Source organism: Nocardiopsis protaetiae, from assembly GCF_045446735.1.
GTDB classification, from domain to species: Bacteria; Actinomycetota; Actinomycetes; order Streptosporangiales; family Streptosporangiaceae; genus Nocardiopsis; species Nocardiopsis protaetiae.
Genome location: NZ_JBJJBV010000060.1, coordinates 1 through 15,442 on the forward strand (window position 1 = coordinate 1; position 15,442 = coordinate 15,442).

The 15,442-nt window shown below is 66.8% G+C and carries 5 protein-coding genes and 1 pseudogene; 2 read left to right on the forward strand and 4 right to left on the reverse strand.

Annotation, left to right across the window (positions count from 1 at the left end; genetic code table 11):
• Nucleotides 1–622: 622 nt before the first annotated feature.
• Nucleotides 623–1,210: a hypothetical protein gene (locus ACJOT3_RS11955; protein WP_406971921.1), complete on the reverse strand. Its 588-nt coding sequence runs from the start codon at nucleotides 1,208–1,210 to the stop codon at nucleotides 623–625.
• Nucleotides 1,211–1,447: 237 nt separating this feature from the next.
• Between ACJOT3_RS11955 and ACJOT3_RS11960 the strand changes: the two are divergent.
• Nucleotides 1,448–1,863: pseudogene (locus tag ACJOT3_RS11960) on the forward strand (glycosyltransferase); the annotation flags it as partial.
• A 491-nt stretch (nucleotides 1,864–2,354) separates the two neighbouring features.
• Here ACJOT3_RS11960 and ACJOT3_RS11965 read toward each other — a convergent pair.
• The 3 genes from ACJOT3_RS11965 to ACJOT3_RS11975 all read right to left on the reverse strand — a co-directional run bounded on the left by ACJOT3_RS11965 (nucleotide 2,355) and on the right by ACJOT3_RS11975 (nucleotide 12,880).
• On the reverse strand, nucleotides 2,355–2,702 hold the full coding sequence (locus ACJOT3_RS11965; RefSeq protein WP_406971923.1) for a hypothetical protein: 348 nt from the start codon (nucleotides 2,700–2,702) through the stop codon (nucleotides 2,355–2,357).
• 118 nt (nucleotides 2,703–2,820) lie between these two features.
• A complete protein-coding gene (locus ACJOT3_RS11970) occupies nucleotides 2,821–9,309 on the reverse strand; it encodes an RHS repeat domain-containing protein (RefSeq protein WP_406971925.1) in 6,489 nt (2,162 codons plus the stop codon).
• Between the two features lie 97 nt (nucleotides 9,310–9,406).
• A complete protein-coding gene (locus tag ACJOT3_RS11975) occupies nucleotides 9,407–12,880 on the reverse strand; it encodes a LamG-like jellyroll fold domain-containing protein (protein ID WP_406971927.1) in 3,474 nt (1,157 codons plus the stop codon).
• A gap of 371 nt (nucleotides 12,881–13,251) precedes the next feature.
• On the opposite strand from ACJOT3_RS11975, the gene ACJOT3_RS11980 reads away from it, so the two are divergent.
• Complete coding sequence (locus tag ACJOT3_RS11980; protein WP_406971929.1) at nucleotides 13,252–14,994, forward strand: stealth family protein; 1,743 nt, start codon at nucleotides 13,252–13,254, stop codon at nucleotides 14,992–14,994.
• The last annotated feature ends 448 nt before the right edge of the window (nucleotides 14,995–15,442 follow it).

A 15,442-nucleotide genomic window follows, 5' to 3' on the forward strand; every position in this document is an offset into this window, starting at 1 on the left:
CCCCGGCCCCACCACCCACACCCACGCACCAGCACCCCCGGCGACAAGGTCCGCAGTGGTCAACTTTGACCAGAGCTAGTCAAAGTTGCCTACAGGTAGACAAGTTTGACCACCGGCCAGCACCCGGCCACCCACCCCCGGAGCTGTACCGGGGCCTTGCCACCGAGGTCCGCCCGGCGGGCACAAAGGCCGCCCACAGCCCGAGTGCCCGAGGTTTATCTACAGCCCCGCGGCCGCAGATGGCGGTAGCCGGACGACGGCCCGGACAATGGATTCGGGGGCGGCACCCGCCACCACCACACACCCATGCCCTGATTCACCCACCCCGCCAACTCCCCCGCCCAGGCAGGCCCCACGTTCGGCCGGGCTGCCTCATCCACGCTGGCCCTGCCCCTGCCCTCGCGCCGACCCCACGCCGTGCGGTTCCCCACGTCGACCGCCCCGTGGCGCCCCTCGGATCGGTCGGCCCCGCACCGCGTCCGCAAGGTTACCTCCCCACCCCTTCAACGCCCCCGCGCAAAACTCCCGACGCCGGCACCGCAGCACGCGCCCCACCTGAGCCGAATCCTCGATCAGCGCCCGGAACCCTGCCCGCCCCGCAGCCACACTTTCTTGGGGGAAATCAATTCATAAAAAAGATAATCGAATACGTGACCAACATGGCAGAGAAAATAAACACGAAGGCAATGAGGTTTGCTCTGAAATTCTTCTCATATTCCACCTCATGACACTCCTCGCATGGCCGAAGGTAAGAAATTTTAAATTTCACCTCCGCGGCAGCCCGATGATGAGTTCTATACTTCATCAAGAGTGAGATGAGAGAGTCCGGGAATACCACTGACGAGTACTTCTTCCCCGACTTTGACTTCACCTTGAAGCCACCCAGGCCAGATATATCCTCTATCGCACACACTGGAATGCTGACTCTCGAAAACGGGTTGTCGAGAACGAGGCGATGATCGAAAAGACGAATCCTTGGGGAAAATCCGAAGTTATACATCACCCACGATACACAAACCATGATCAGGGAGACCAGGATTGCCTCGAAAAGCCTACCGGGTGAGAGTTGTTGATCAAGTTCAAGCATGCCGATGGCCGAGATCGCAAAGATCCCGAAAATCTGAATGAAGATCAAGGGAATGACAACAATAAATCCGAACTTCTTCCTGTAGGACAAGATCGGACGAGCACTGAGCGCAGAACTTTTCACTTGAATTCCATAGAGACAACCCCCCACAGGGGAACAAACAGCCGACCGCACACCTCCAGCAGGGCTACTTCACAGGCCCGCTAGAGACCTCTCAAAGCCGAGGAAACCACACAGAGAGAAGGCGGGATGGCCTTGGCGAGACCAGGGCATCCCCCGCCCCTCCCCCCACGCCCCGGGTAGTCAACCTTGACCACAACTAGTCAAAGTTGACCATGGAGGCCCACGCCGTCCCCGGCTCCGGGAAAGAGCTCAGTACGCCGCGGTATCACCGTGGTCTACGACAAGGTCGAGGCGGTACGGACACTGGACCCCACCAGCGTCACCTTCGGCGAGCTGCCGGGATTCCGACTGACCGAGCTGCACCCCTCGACGTTCCTCATCCGCCGCCGCTCGCACTTCTCCGGCCGCTGGCAGACCATCTCCACCGCCCTGCGCTGGCTGCTGGACCGCTACCCCGAATTCCGCCTGGTCCCGCGCGGCCACGCCCGCGTCGCCGGGCAGATCGCCTTCGCCGAGGCCTCCGCGGGCCACCGCGGCACCGCCCTGCGCTGGATCGGCACCACCGAGGCCCGCGCCTACCTGGCCCTCCTCGTGGTCCTGGGCGCCCCCCGGGCTGGGTCATGCGCGCCCTCCACCTGCGCGGCAAGGACCTCCGACCGCCACCTACAGAACAACGGCGGATAGCTCGTGAATTTCGATCGGACCAGGTCCGTCAAATAGGAGATTCAGCAACCATGGTAGACGCAACACATCACCAGGTCGGCTACATCGACAACATTCTTGGCCATGACATACGAAAAAAGTCAACTCAATTGAAAATTCAAGAATCCATCAGCCGAACCGCCCGCCCCGACCTCCACTTTACCTGCACCGAGCGGAGTGGCCGATCACGCCACATCCCACTATCTCATGAAATCTCTTCGACCAAAATTTTACACAGTCCGACACCAAACTCCCGCACAGAGAAGCCCCAGCACCGATTGCCATACCACAGACAGTGAAGGCGGTGAAACCGAGCATCAGGCCTCCGTTGTCGAGCTACATGAATACATCATCCTAGGCGTTGAGCGCGCTACCGAACGAATCACCCTCGAGACAAAGGACCAACGTACCCGGTAAAAAAATATATAGACAGATTAACACGTCACAGCAAAATGATAGCCATGACAGCAGAGGAAAAAGCTATCGAAAGCATCCAGAAAAACCACAATGGCATGGTTTTAAATAGTGATTTCCCGATATATGAGTATGGCTTGAACTTTACGCGGAGCAGATCGATCACATAAGACACCCCACACCCCAGGTACACACTACACAAGAAGACACCAACCAGAAGTGAGAACCGGGCCGCCCCAGACCCGCCAGGGACACCTTGAATCAAAGACGGGATTGCGAGCACGACAATAGCCGCTGAGGCATGGAAGAGCATCGAGTACATCTGCATCTCGAGAAGAGATTCAGCCTCCTCGGAATCGATACCCTTTGTGCGCATCTCTTTAAGTCGAAGCGCCGTCTCCCCGGCCCCCTCGGAAGAGCGAAGAAGGACCTTTGAATAAATAAATTCCATTGGCCTATACCAAGGCACAGAACCCGCTGACCCAGCCATTAATCTACCCCCTCGAACTGAACAACGGGTGAGCATGCATCGACCTCGCCGTGTTCATCACAGTGTAGGAGTTGTCGATCAGGCTTGTGACCTGCAGCCGCGGAGCCCAAGTGGCTTCATGCTTTCTCCACTCAGCTCCGGCTCGCCGAGCCGTGTCCCTCCACCTACCGATGCTCCCGTTGGGGCCACGGCCAGCACCAAACCAACGCGCCGTCTCCTTGAGATGCCTCCCCTGGGCAAGGCCGCGGCTAGCCCACCGCACAGCACCGAACGGTCCAACAGCAAACGCATCCAAGTAGCCGCTATTGTCTCCATCCATAATTTTCTGCGCCCCTCGAACCAGGCCGATCCCCGCCGAGATTCCAGCACAGACAGCACAACCGAAAAGCCCTGCAACACCCATAACCATTCCGATGTCATCAGCCACGTTTCCCCAGTTCAAGCCGCCCTGCGAGTTCGAGTATCTCTGCTGGAACCAATTGGCGTCGTCCAGAGCCTGCTCTTGGGGAGAGCGGGTGTAATCGACCGGCGCGCGATTCACCACCGGCCTCTTCACAATGACCCGCCAGGAACTCCAGCTGCTGCCGCCACTCTGGCGGCGGGTCTCGTATCGACCACCCGAAACAGGACGGTACTGGGTGTAGGAGATCTGCCGCCAGCCGGTGCCCTTCTTGTGATTCCAGGTCTGGATGCCGCTCTGACCGTTCTTCTTCTTGTAGCTGACGGTGGTGTTGCCGCCGACCTCCATACAGATGCCGTCGCTGGGGGTGCAGTACGACAACCCGGTCCCGTCCCAGTAGGTGGCGGGGCTGTTGTTGGCGTAGGCGTACCCGTTCAGTGTCTGGGCATCGGTGAGGTTCATCAAGGGGTCGACCGAGATGAACCTGCCCAGGGCCGCATCATAGGCACGGGCGCCGAGCTGGGTCAGGCCGGTGCTGGCGTCGACCATGCCGTTGACGAAACCGCGCTCGCCCGGCCACTCACCGGTCGATCCCCGGCTTTCACCGAAAACGGTCATGCGACGCTGGACGACCTCGCCGGTCATCGCGTTCACGGTCAGCTGCCCCGTGCCGTGGTGGTCGGAGAACACCCAGTGCAGGCTGTTGTCGTTCTCCCGGATCGCCACGGTCTCGTCCGCGTGGGTGTAGTAGCGGGTGCCCTCCTTGGTCCCGGCGGCCGGGTCCCAGGTGACCTCGCTCCCCGGCAGGTACAGGGTGGTGGCGCCGTTAGCACGGCGCAGCAGGCGCTCGCCATTGGCATCGTAGACGTACTCGGTCTTGGCCAGGCCGTCGGTGACCTGCACGAGTTCGCCCTCCGGCCCCCATTGGAGGGTCTGGTCGTGCTCACCGGTGGTGCGGCGGACCATGTTGCCCGCGGCGTCGTAGTCGTAGACGTGTTCAGTGGCGCCGCCGATGCCCTGCTGGTCCACGCGGGTGACAGCGTGCTCGGGTCCCTCCCCCGTCTCGGGGGTGGTGTAGTCGCGGACGGTCTGTCCGCCATTGCTGTGGTACTGGATCTCCTGGATGCGGTTGCCGGTGGCGTCGTAGGTGTAGGAGTGCCAGTACGGTGCGGCCCCGCCAAGGCCCTCGGTCGAGGGGGCCTCTACGCACGCTGCTCCACCCTTTGCGTCCGGGGTCCAGACCTCGGTCAGGCGGCGCAGGTGGTCGTAGGTGAAGCACTGCACGTCGTCGGCCCGCTGCGGGTCGGTGGGTTCGTCGTTGATCCGCAGCAGGTTGCCGATGTCGTCGTAGGCGTAGGTCTGGGTGGACAGGGAGCCCTCGCCGATCTGCGGAACAACGCCGGCCATGGTGAGCCGGTCGGTCTTCTCGTCGAAGGCGAAGGTCTGCCAGGTCTTGTTCGCGCCCAGCACCCCGCGGTGGAACTCCCGCTGGACCAGGTCGCCGACCTTGGAGTAGAGGCTCTCGGTGACGATCTTGGTGTTGCCGGTCAGGGTGGTCGGGTTGCCCAGCTCGTCGTAACCGTAGGAGACGGCCTCGGAACCGAGGCCACCCGTCGCGGGCATGCTGATCGACGCCACGGTGCCGTCGGGATTGTACAGGGTCCCGAACTGGTAGGTACCCGCCAGGCCGCCTTCCGAGGCCGGGACAATGATCTGCTGGGCCCGGGGGCGTCCAACAGGGTCATAGCCGAGGATGCGAGTGGTATAGGCGCTACCGTCGTGATGGCGGGTGGCCGAGGACAGCTGTCCCTTCATCACGGTGTCGTAGACCCAGGAGGCGCGCACCGTCCCACTCGCCGAACCTTCGCGCAGGTGGGTCTTGCGGCCCAGGGCGTCGTATGTGGTGTGCAGCGTCTGCCCGCGGGCGTCGGTCACGCTCACCACGCGATCCAGGTCGTCGTAGACCGTGGTGGTGACACCGGTGTCGGGGTCGGACTCGGAGACCTTGCGGCCCAAGAGGTCGTAGGTATAACCCCAGGTCGAACCGCCCGGGTCGGTGACCGTGGCCAGTTCACCACGCGAAGTGTAGGTGTACGCCGTGGTGTCGTACTCCCCCGTGGGCTCCTCGCCGTGGTGCTTGCGGACCTCCATGATCTGCCCGCGGGCGTCGATGATCGACGTGGTACCGGTGCCGCCGTCGGGGACCGTGGTCAGGATCCGGTCGCCGTGGTGTGCGGTGGTGGTGCGCCACTGCTCCAGGCCGCGGGACATCTGGACGACGTCTGTGGCGCGGTCGGCGCCGTCGTAGACCGTGCGGGTCCAGCGGGGGATCTCGTCGTGGTTGTTGACCACGAAGAGCGCACCGGCCGGGTTCTCGGTGTTGTAGTAGGGCTCCCGCTCGATCACCGTGTTGCCGCGGGTGTCGCGGAAGACGTCGGTGATCACACGCCCGCCGTTGGGAGCCGGAGCCTGGGTCTGGCGTTCGCGCAGGAACCCGTCGAGGATCTTGTAGCTGGTGACGTAGCGCCCGTGCGGGTTCAGGGTGTGGGTGACCACCGTGGTGGGGGCGTTCTTGGCCACGTTGTACTCGAAGCGCATCGAGGCGGTGGCGGTGCGATTGCGGTCCGGCAGCCACACGTCGGTCAGCCGCCCCAGCGGGTCGTAGGCCAGATGCGTGATACCGCCCGCCGCGGTGGTCTCCTTGACCGGCTGGGACCGGGCGTCGAACTCCTGGACACTCACGTGTCCGAGCGCGTTGGTGGTCTCGACCTTGGTGTCGTGGCCGCCGACCCGCGCCGAGGTGTAGACCGTGGTGGTGGTGTTGCCCGCTGCGTCGGCGACGGTCAGGGCACGGCCGTAGGTGTCGAAGGTCGTGGTGGTGACCGTCTGGTAGACGGGGGTGGAGCCGTTGTAGTCCACGGCCCGCTGGGTCTGGGTGGGGCGTCCCTGGGTGGGGGCCTCACCGAAGGGCTTCCCGTCGTAGAGGACACGGACATCGCTGATGACCTGGTCCGCCGACGGTGTTCCTCCGCAGGTGGAGGCGGTGGCGCGGGTGTGGGAGACCAGGTTGAGCAGGTGCCTGCCGGTGTTGCGCGCGTACGCGGTCGCGGTGCACTTGTCGTCGCCGGGGTCGCCGACATCGCCCTGGTCGTGGACGGTGGCGATCATCCCGTAGGAGTCGAAGGTGTTCGCGGTGCGGGTGTGCCGGAACGACCCGCTGGCCAGGCGTGTGTAGGTGTCGACCCGTTCGGTGCTGGTCATGTGGGCGCCGCGCGTGTCCCAGGAGTGGGAGCTGTCGGCCGTCTTGCGCTTCCACGGAGTCGTGATGGTCCGGGAGACGACCTGGCCGCCCACCCCGTTGCGGACGATGACCTCGCGGGTCTGGCCGCTGAACACCACGTCGTCGGTCACGGAGGCGCCGGTGGAGTCGGTGACCGTGGCCGTACGGGTGCCCGAGGGCAGCTTGTCGCCGTTCATGCCCTGGTAGAACAGGTGCTCGGTCTCGGTCCGGGTCTCGTCCGGGTGACCGGTGCGCACGATGACCCGGTCGTAACCACGCCACTGCGACCAGGTGCGCTTGTCGTCCTTCACGAACCCGTCATCGTCCATGTACCGCCAGGCGCCCTTGCCCACGTAGTCGTAGGTGGTGATGACGTCGGGCTGGTCGGTGACCAGGTCCACCTCGACCAGTTCGGCCACGCGGTACTTGGCGAACCAGTCGGTGATGTCGTCGGCCCCGCCCTGGTGGGCGCGGATGACCGGGAAGCACGCCTTGGTGTTCTCGTGCGGCTTGGGGGTCTTGCCCGCCTCACAGTCGGAGTCGAGGTAGCGGACGTTGACCTGGCCGCCGGTCTCCGTGTACACGGCCGTGATGCGCCACTTGTTCATGGGCGCCAGGCCGTCGGTGGTGGAGTCGACGCGGTTGGGCAGCGGCTGTCCGGCGAAGGTGATCGCCGGGTAGGCCTTGGTGCCGCCCACATGCCCGGTGTGGGTGATCGAGTCCAGCCACAACGCCGGGTCGGTGCCGTCCCCGGGGTCGGGGAAGGTGTGCGTCAGCTTCCAGGAGTCCACGGTGGTGTAGGCGGTGCCGTTGTGGACCTGGGTGGTGATGGAGTCGAGCTTCTTGGTGGTCCAGAACGTCGGCGAGTGCTGCCCGGCGCAGGAGGTCTTGCACTCCTGGTCGATGGGGGTGTCGGGCCAGTGGTCGGCGTTGGCCGCGGTGCGCTTGGAGACGGCGCAGTCGAAGGATCCGGTGACCGTGCAGCGCTCGCTGACGCCGTAGTTCACCCGGGCCGGAGCGGTGGCGTACGGGTCGGAGTCGCGCAGCCCGTACTCGGTGCGCTTGAGGTACCCGCCCCGGTCGTACGGGGTCGCGGTGGAGGTGAAGTTGCGGCCGTAGTTGTTGGTCTCCTCGGCGTAGTAGTGGACCAGTGCGTTGCCCTGCGCGTCCACGGCGTAGTCGAGGTTCCACCGCCAGGCCTGCTGGCACCAGGACCCGGCGAGGTCGCCGGACTTGTGGCAGGGCTCGCCCGAGTCGTTGCCGTAGACGGGCACGGTCCAGGCCGAGTTCGTCTCCTCCTTGCCCGAGGCCCAGCCCGGCAGGCGGTTGCGGCCGAAGAAGTACTGGGTGCCGTCGACGGTGGTGACCTTCCAGTACTCACCGTCGTTGTCACCGTTGGTGGTGCCGGTCAGGCGCTCCACCTTGGAACCGTCGTCGTTGCGCGGGGTCCAGGTGCCGTCCTTGTAGATCAGCTCGGTGGAGCGCCCGCCCAGGTTGAGGGTGGCGTTGTGGTGCGACCAGCACTGGTCGGGGATCTTGGTGCCGTCGTCCTGGCAGGTGGCGTAGCGGCGCTCGATGTAACCCGGGTGGTAGTCGAAGCCCTCGCCGATCCAGGAGGTCTGGTTGTTGGTGTCCGAAACGCGGCCGTCCACGGACTGGGAGGAGTAGCCCAGGCTGATCTCCGGCTTGAGGCCGCCGGCGACGTTGGGGGCGGCCATCGGGTAGGTCCAGGAGAAGTCACCGGTCTGCGGGCCGATGTTCCAGGTGGAGGACGGGCTCAGCGAGGTGGCGGTGTAGTCACCGGTGCCCTCCTCGCTGGTACCGGAGGCGGCGGCGGTCACCATCATGCTGGCGGCGGTGGCCGGGACCACGGCCGACAGCACCTGTGCGTCGGTGTCGTTGACCGATTCCAGGTCCACCGATTCCAGGCATCCGTCCTCGGCGGCGGTGTCGGGGTCGCAGTCGATCAGGGCGAGCAGTTCCAGGCGGGAGCCGTAGTCGGCGCCGTAGGCGGTGGCGAAGTCGGCGTAGTCCACGCTGATGCGGACCGGACCGGCCTCCTCGGCGCCGTCGGTGCGGGTGACGCGCAGCGCCAGCCCGGACAGGCCGAGTTCGGCGGCCTGGTCGCGGTCCAGGATCTCGACCTCGGCGGCGGCCACCGGCTGCGGCTCGGCCTCTGCGGCCTCCTCGGCCGGCTCGTCCTCGGTGACCGGGTCGCCCGGTTCCTCCGGCTCGGGGACCTCAGGGGTCTCGGGGGTCTGCGGGGTCTCCCCCGGCTGTTCCGGGGCCGGGCTCGGTGAGGGCTCCGGGGTGGGAGCGGTCTCGTCCTCGGGAGAGGTCTCGTCGCCGGGCACCCACGGGTTCAGCGGCAGGCGCCGCTCATCCTGGACACCCGCGTCCTGCTCCCCCTGCTCGTCCTGCACATCCTCGGCGGGTTCCTCGGGTTCGGGCAGCGGGGAGTCCCAGTCCTGGAACTCCTCCCCCTGCACCGGCTCCACCACGACTGGACCGCCGGGCGCCCGCGCCCCCTCTTCCAGGTCGAGGGTGAGGACGTCGGCCTCGGGCCATTCCGCCTCGGCCAGCGTGGTCACCGCGGCGTCGGCGACCGTGGTGTCGACCTCGGTCGCCTCCGGGGTCAGCACACGCCCGTCGACGGACTCGGCCTCGGCCACGTCCGGACGGGGGTTGTAGGACAGGGCGGACACCGGCATGGCCGAGGCCAGACCGGCGGCGACGGCGAGCGCGACGAATGAGACCAGGCTCTTGCGTCCGCGACGCGTTACAGGGGCAGGGGTGTGCGGGGTTTCGGACACAGGGGGAACCTCCCGCCCGGCAGGTCACGGGTGTGGGCCTGCCGGACAGATAGCGCGAAACAAAAGGGGGGACAGGTGAGCCGTCAACGGCGGTGGGTCACGGCACGGGGAGGGCTCCCCATCGGATTCGGTCCAGGTCGTCCTCGGTCAGGACACCCTGGTAGAGGTGGACGTCGCTGATGTCGCCGGCCCAGGCCTCGGCCAGGCGCTGCTCGAACCTGGCACCGCCGATGACCACCGGGCCGCCCGCGTGCCAGGCCGCGGGCACCGCCGCGGTCCCGTTCTTCACCCCGTCGACGTACAGGGTGACCTCGCGCCGGGTGTGGTCGTAGGTGGCGGCCAGGTGGGTCCAGCGGCCGAACTCCGGCGCGTCGTCGGACAGGGCCCGGTGCCAGCCCGTGGCTCCGATGGCGTCCCTGGGCGGAACCTTCATCACCCAGTTGTTCCACTCGTAGGTGTACTGGTAGGCGAGGTAGAACCCGCTGTGCGCGCCGCCGTCCTGGGAGACGGCGGTGGCGTTGTGGCCGACCTCGTCCAGGCGCACCCAGGCGGCCACGCTGTAGCTGCGGTCGGTGCGCACCGCCGGTCCCGTGGTCGTGACCCGTTCCCGGGTGGCCGGGTCCAGGCTCACGCCGGGGGCGAAGGTGACGTCGTTCATCGCGGTGTTCCACGCGGTGAGCGGATCACCGTGCAGCGTGCCGGTCAGTCCGTGGTCGGAGGAGTCAGCGACCGCGGTGCCCTCGGTCTCGTTCAACTGCCAGTGCCCCTCCAGGGCGGCCGGACGGTTGGCGAGTTCCCAGATCTCCGAATAGGAGTCCGGGCTCTCCTCGGGGACCTCGTCGGTGAGGACCCGGTCCCAGACCCGCACGTCGTCGATCGCTCCGGGCCAGGCGTCGAAGAACGCCCCCTTGTACCTGGCACCACCGATGACCAGCGGGCCGGTGGCGTTCCAAGGAGTCTGCTGGGTCACCTCGCCTTGGAGTTCCCCGTCGACGTACAGAGCGAGTTCTCCGGTCTCGGGGTCGAAAGTCCCCAGCAGGTGTGTCCACATACCCAGTCGGGCGGGTTCCTTGGAGTAGACCCGGTGAGCGATGTTCGTACCGTCACCGTCGTACGGGGCCTGCTTGAACACCCAGTTACCGTCACTGGTGTTGTTGTAGCCGAGGTAGAAGCCGCTGTGGCGGTCGCCGTCCTGGGAAACGGCCGTGTGGTTGGCGGTCGCCTCGTCGAGGCGGACCCACGCCGAGACCGTGAAGGCGTCGTCGGTGTCGATCACCGGATTCTCGGTGGTCAGACGGTTGCCGTTGGTGGTGTGCAGGGCGGTGCCCTCAAGGCGGTAGGTGGAGCCGTCCGTCTCGCCCACGCGCCCACGGGTCCAACCGACCGTGGCGTTGGCGGTGGCGACCCTGTTCGGGTCCATCACATCGGTCGCGGTACCGCCCTGGCCCTCGTCGAGCGGGAAATAGGAGACCGGATCCGAGGGCGGTGCGACGGTGAAGGTGTACACCAGCACGCACTCCGAGGAGTTGCCGAACGCGTCGGTGGTGCGGGCGTGCAGCAGGTTGGGGCCGTCCCGGCGCGGGGTGATCGGCACGGTCACGGTCGCGCCCGGGGTGCCCAGGGTGATCTTGGTGGAGCAGGAGGCGTCGTTGAGGCTGTAGTGGTAGGCCACCGCCTGGGCGACGCCGTTGTTGGAGAAGGTGAAGTCGCCGCTGCGGCCCACGGTCCCGTGGAGGGTGTCGCCGGCCGGGTAGTCGGTGGAGGTGACCTTGGGTCCGGTCTCGGGCTTGGTGGTGTCGACCTTGAGGTAGCACCAGGCCGACCAGGGTCCCCAGTTCTGCTGGTCGTGGCCGCGCAGGCGGTAGGCGATCAGCTGGTTCTGGGGCAGGTTGCGGGCGACGACGGTGCGGTAGCTGCCGCCGCTCCACTTCGCCACGGTGACATAAGCGGAGTCGGACGAGCCCAGGTTGCCCGAGGCGCCGTCGACCTTCCACTCGAACTGGCCCTTGACCTGCTGGCCGACGTAGTAGGAGTCGCGGTCGCGGAGCTGGCCGCGCAGGGTGACCTCGGTGTTGTTGACCAGGCGGGGCTTGGTCTTGTCGGTGGCGCAGGCCCCGCCCAGGGAGTCCGACAGGGTCGAGGTGACCGGCTTCTCCGGCGGGTGGTTGTAGTTGACCACCAGCACCGGCGGCTTGTTCTTGAAATCGAAGCGGCGCCAGGCGCTGGTGGCCGACTCGTTCTGCTCCTTCAGCCGCAGGTAGATGTGCGAGGCGCTGTTGTCGACGCCCCACTTGTAGGCGGTAGTGGCGTTGAACTCCACCCCGCTGGTGGCGGGGCAGGTGGCCCAGCCGCCCTTGACGTTCTGGGTGTCGAGCAGGGTGCGGGCGGTGGGCTGGTTGTTCCAGGTGGTCTTGCTGGTGAACGCGTCGGTTCGGTGCAGCTGGACGTTGGAGTTGCTATTGCAGTTGTAGGCCCAGGCCACCTCGGTGCGCAGGGTGGCCGAGTTGATGATGGTGTTGGGGTGAGCGGTGCGCCCCATCACCGTGAACTGCATGAACGCACGTCGGGTGAAAGTGCCCTCCCCACCGGAGTAGTACCCGACCCCGACGCTCTCCTTCTTGTTGAAGTAGCTCTGGTTCGGAAACGTCTTGTCGACGTAGGCCGTGTTGGGGCGGTTGGCGCTGACCGAGGGGTCGATGTACACCGGGTACTCGGTGTCCTCGCCGGTCAGCAGCCCCTGGTCGGGGACCAGGCGGATGCTGTCGACGGTGAGGTCGGTCTCGACCAGGGCGGTGCGGGCGCCGGTGGTGGGGGCGATGGCGGGGTCTTCGCCGAGGGTGTCCTCGATGCCGGTGGAGTCCCACATGGCCGGGGCCTGGACGTTGAACACGCCCTGGCCGCCCTCGTCGCCGATGGCCTCGATGTTGCCGTGCTCGTCGGCCTCCAACGTCACCCCGGTGGCCTCCAGGGGCAGTTCGAGTTCGGCGAGCTCGGGTGAGGCGGCGGCCTCGGGGGTGTGCACGACCAGGACCTGGGTGAACCCCTCGACCCCGGCGGTCAGGACCAGGTCGACGTCGGGCAGCACGTCGGGGTAGGTGGCCTGGTCGCCGTCCAGGACCGGGGTGGGCAGCGGGCCGTCCCAGTCGAGCTCGACGCTGTTGGAGCCGATCCCGATCCGGGCCATCGGGGCCTCGCCGCCCCCGGAGAACGCGATGTCCATACCGGCGGCGCGGGGACGGACCAGGCCGTCGGTCCCGGCGACCAGGGTGGTGTCGGCGTCGATCCACCCCTGCCCGGTGCGGACCCGGACCGGCAGGGCGGAGATCTCCGCGGTCAGAGTGCCATCGGGATTGGCGTAGTGGACCGTCTTCTCATCGGTCAGCGCGGTGATCTCAACCGGCTCACCCGTCTCACGCGCCAAAGTCAGCGCATCCTGCTCGGCCGCCGTCTCCGCGCCGGAGGGGGCCGGCTCGTCGTCCTCGTCCGCCAGGGCGGGGGGCACGGCCAGCAACGACAACGCCAGTGCCGCGGCGGTGGAGGCCGCTGTCGCACGGGTCAGGGAACGACGCATGGGGGATGAGCCTGTCTACTTCAGTTGTGCTTCGGGGAGCCGGTTCCACGGAGGATCGGGTTTCCGCGGCGACTCGGCGTGACGGTAGTAGCGCGCTGACGCTTCGCGCAATCCCCTCGAAAGACCCACCTAAAGCGACAAACCAACCAAGAGCACAGAAAACCGCTGTGAGCTTTACATAAACCGCGGTGGCCACATACGGCCACCAAAGGCTCATTTGGCCACAGAAAGAGATCAGACAAACACGCAAAGCTTCACCCGTTGCTCTCGTAAACCTCACATGACACCCATGCGTCACATTGCGGGCACGTGTCCTCAATGTTCGGACAGATGCCCCTTCACCCCCCGCCCCCGGTCGAAGGACTGCCCGCATGGCCCTGTCCTCCGGCGTCAAGCGCGCGAGCGAACGCCTCCTGCCCACCGCCACCCGCACCCGGCTGGAAGCCGAACGCCGCGAGGCCGGGGCTGCCGAGGCCGAGCGCAGGCGCGCCGAGAAGATCGCCCGCAAGCGCCGGGAACTCCTGGAGGCCGATCCCGACCTGCGCGTCCAGCAGGTGGACGGCGCCGAACTGCTGGGCCGGGCCGTCACCTCGTTCACCGCGGCCGGGGCATCGGCCCGCAACCTGCGCCTGGTCACCGACGCCCTGGCCCACGCCGGGATCGACCACTTCCTGGTGCGCGGCCGCTCGCCCCTGCGCCACGTCGTCGGGGTGCACCGCTCCGACAAGAAGCGCCTGCTGGACACCATGCGCGAGCTCTACGGCACCAGCGCCCTCTACGCCGTCAAACCCGGCACCGGCGGGGTGGTCGCCGCCGCCAGTGCCTACGTCGACGGCGCCCTGGACGAGAAGGTCAAGGCCGGGCTCGTCATCCGGTTCGCCGAGCGCCTGCTCTCCCCCGGCGGGCGCGAGCTGGCCGGGTTCGAGTTCGGCTGCGACGTGGAGTTCTGGCGCGAGGGCGCCAAGATCCTGGAGCATGAGGACTCCGAGGGGCAGCGGGCGAAGCTGCGCGCGCAGGCCCCCGAGGAGGTGCTGGCCGACTCCTGGGTGGCGCCGCGCCGCAACCGGGTCGCCGACGTGCTGCCGGCCGCCGCGCGCAAACCCGCCACCGTGGTCGTGGCCGAGCGCGAGTATCCGACCTTCGAGCCGTTCACGTGGACGCCGGTGGACGAGGTGACCTTTCCCGTCGACGTGGTCTACACCTGGGTGGACGGCGACGACCCCGCCCACGCCGCCGAGCGCGCCCGCCACCGCGGTGAGGGGTACACCCCCCTGGCGGCAGGGGCGTCGCGGTTCACCAGCCGTGACGAGCTGCGCCACTCACTGCGGTCGGTGGAGATGTACGCGCCGTGGGTGCGGCACGTGTACCTGGTGACCGACGCCCAGGTCCCGGCCTGGCTGGAGGCCTCCGCGGCGGGGATCACGGTGGTGGACCACCGGGACATCCTTCCGGAGAGCGCGCTGCCCACGTTCAACTCCCACGCCATCGAGACCGGCCTGCACCGCATCAAGGGCTTGTCGGAGCACTACCTGTACTTCAACGACGACGTGTTCCCGGCCCGCCCGGTGGGCGCCGACCGGTTCTTCCACGGCAGCGGTGTGGCACGGCTGCCGTTCTCCCCGCACCAGTTCGGGGTGGGCGAGCCGGTGGCCGGGGAGGCGGCGCCGAACTCGGCGGGCAAGAACGTGCGCGAGCTGCCGGCCGCCGACTTCGGGCGGCACATCACCCACAAGTTCAAGCACATCCCCCACCCGCAGATCCGCTCGGTCCTGACCGAGCTGGAGGAGCGCTACGCCGAGGCGATCGACCGCACGGCGCACGCCCGGTTCCGGGGCCTGGCCGATGTGGCGGTCGCGGCCACGCTGCACCACCACTACGCGCTGTTCACCGGGCGGGCGGTGCCGGGTGAGTACGCGATGCGCTACATCGACATCGGTGCGGCGGAGGCCGAGGAGAGGCTCGCGGCGCTGGAGGCCGACCCGGGGGTCGAGTTCTTCTGCCTCAACGACTTCGACACCCCGCCGGAGAGGCGGGAGGAGGTGACCGCCATGGTCCACCGGGTCCTGGCCGACCGCTTCCCCTTCCCGTCCCGGTTCGAGAAGCCCGGGGTCTGACCGCCGTCCAGGGGGCTTGTGCCTTCGAGGGTCACCAGCCGCCGTCGAGCTCGTCGGCGTCCAGTGGTGCGAGTACGCCGAAGGTGCCCTCGTCGTCGTAGAAGTGCTCCTCCCCCACCTCGTACTCGTCCTCCTCGAAGTGCAGCGCCATACGTGTTCTCCCTGGGTGTCCCGGTAGGCCGTGAACAGGACGCCGGATCGGTCGAACACGTTGTCATAAATGCCTTAAATATCTACAAAAGGGTCATCTGGGGCCGAGTGGCCAACAAGCTCCGAGGTGTGAGCTCTGACACTGTTTTCGCAGCTCAGGCCACACATTCACACAGATTTCATCTCGACTGGACAACGTCAACCCTTATCTGGCCAGATCCGGACAAAGCCATCGGATACTGAAGCGGCAGGGCATTCCCCGAGCGCCGTCATCCCTCCGGCGCTCCGCCGCGCGCCC

Bases quoted from the DNA above. Each gene is read 5' to 3' on its own strand.
- ACJOT3_RS11975 (WP_406971927.1), bottom strand. From the start codon at position 12,880: ATGCGTCGTTCCCTGACCCGTGCGACAGCGGCCTCCACCGCCGCGGCA.
- ACJOT3_RS11965 (WP_406971923.1), bottom strand. From the start codon at position 2,702: ATGCGCACAAAGGGTATCGATTCCGAGGAGGCTGAATCTCTTCTCGAG.
- ACJOT3_RS11980 (WP_406971929.1), top strand. From the start codon at position 13,252: ATGGCCCTGTCCTCCGGCGTCAAGCGCGCGAGCGAACGCCTCCTGCCC.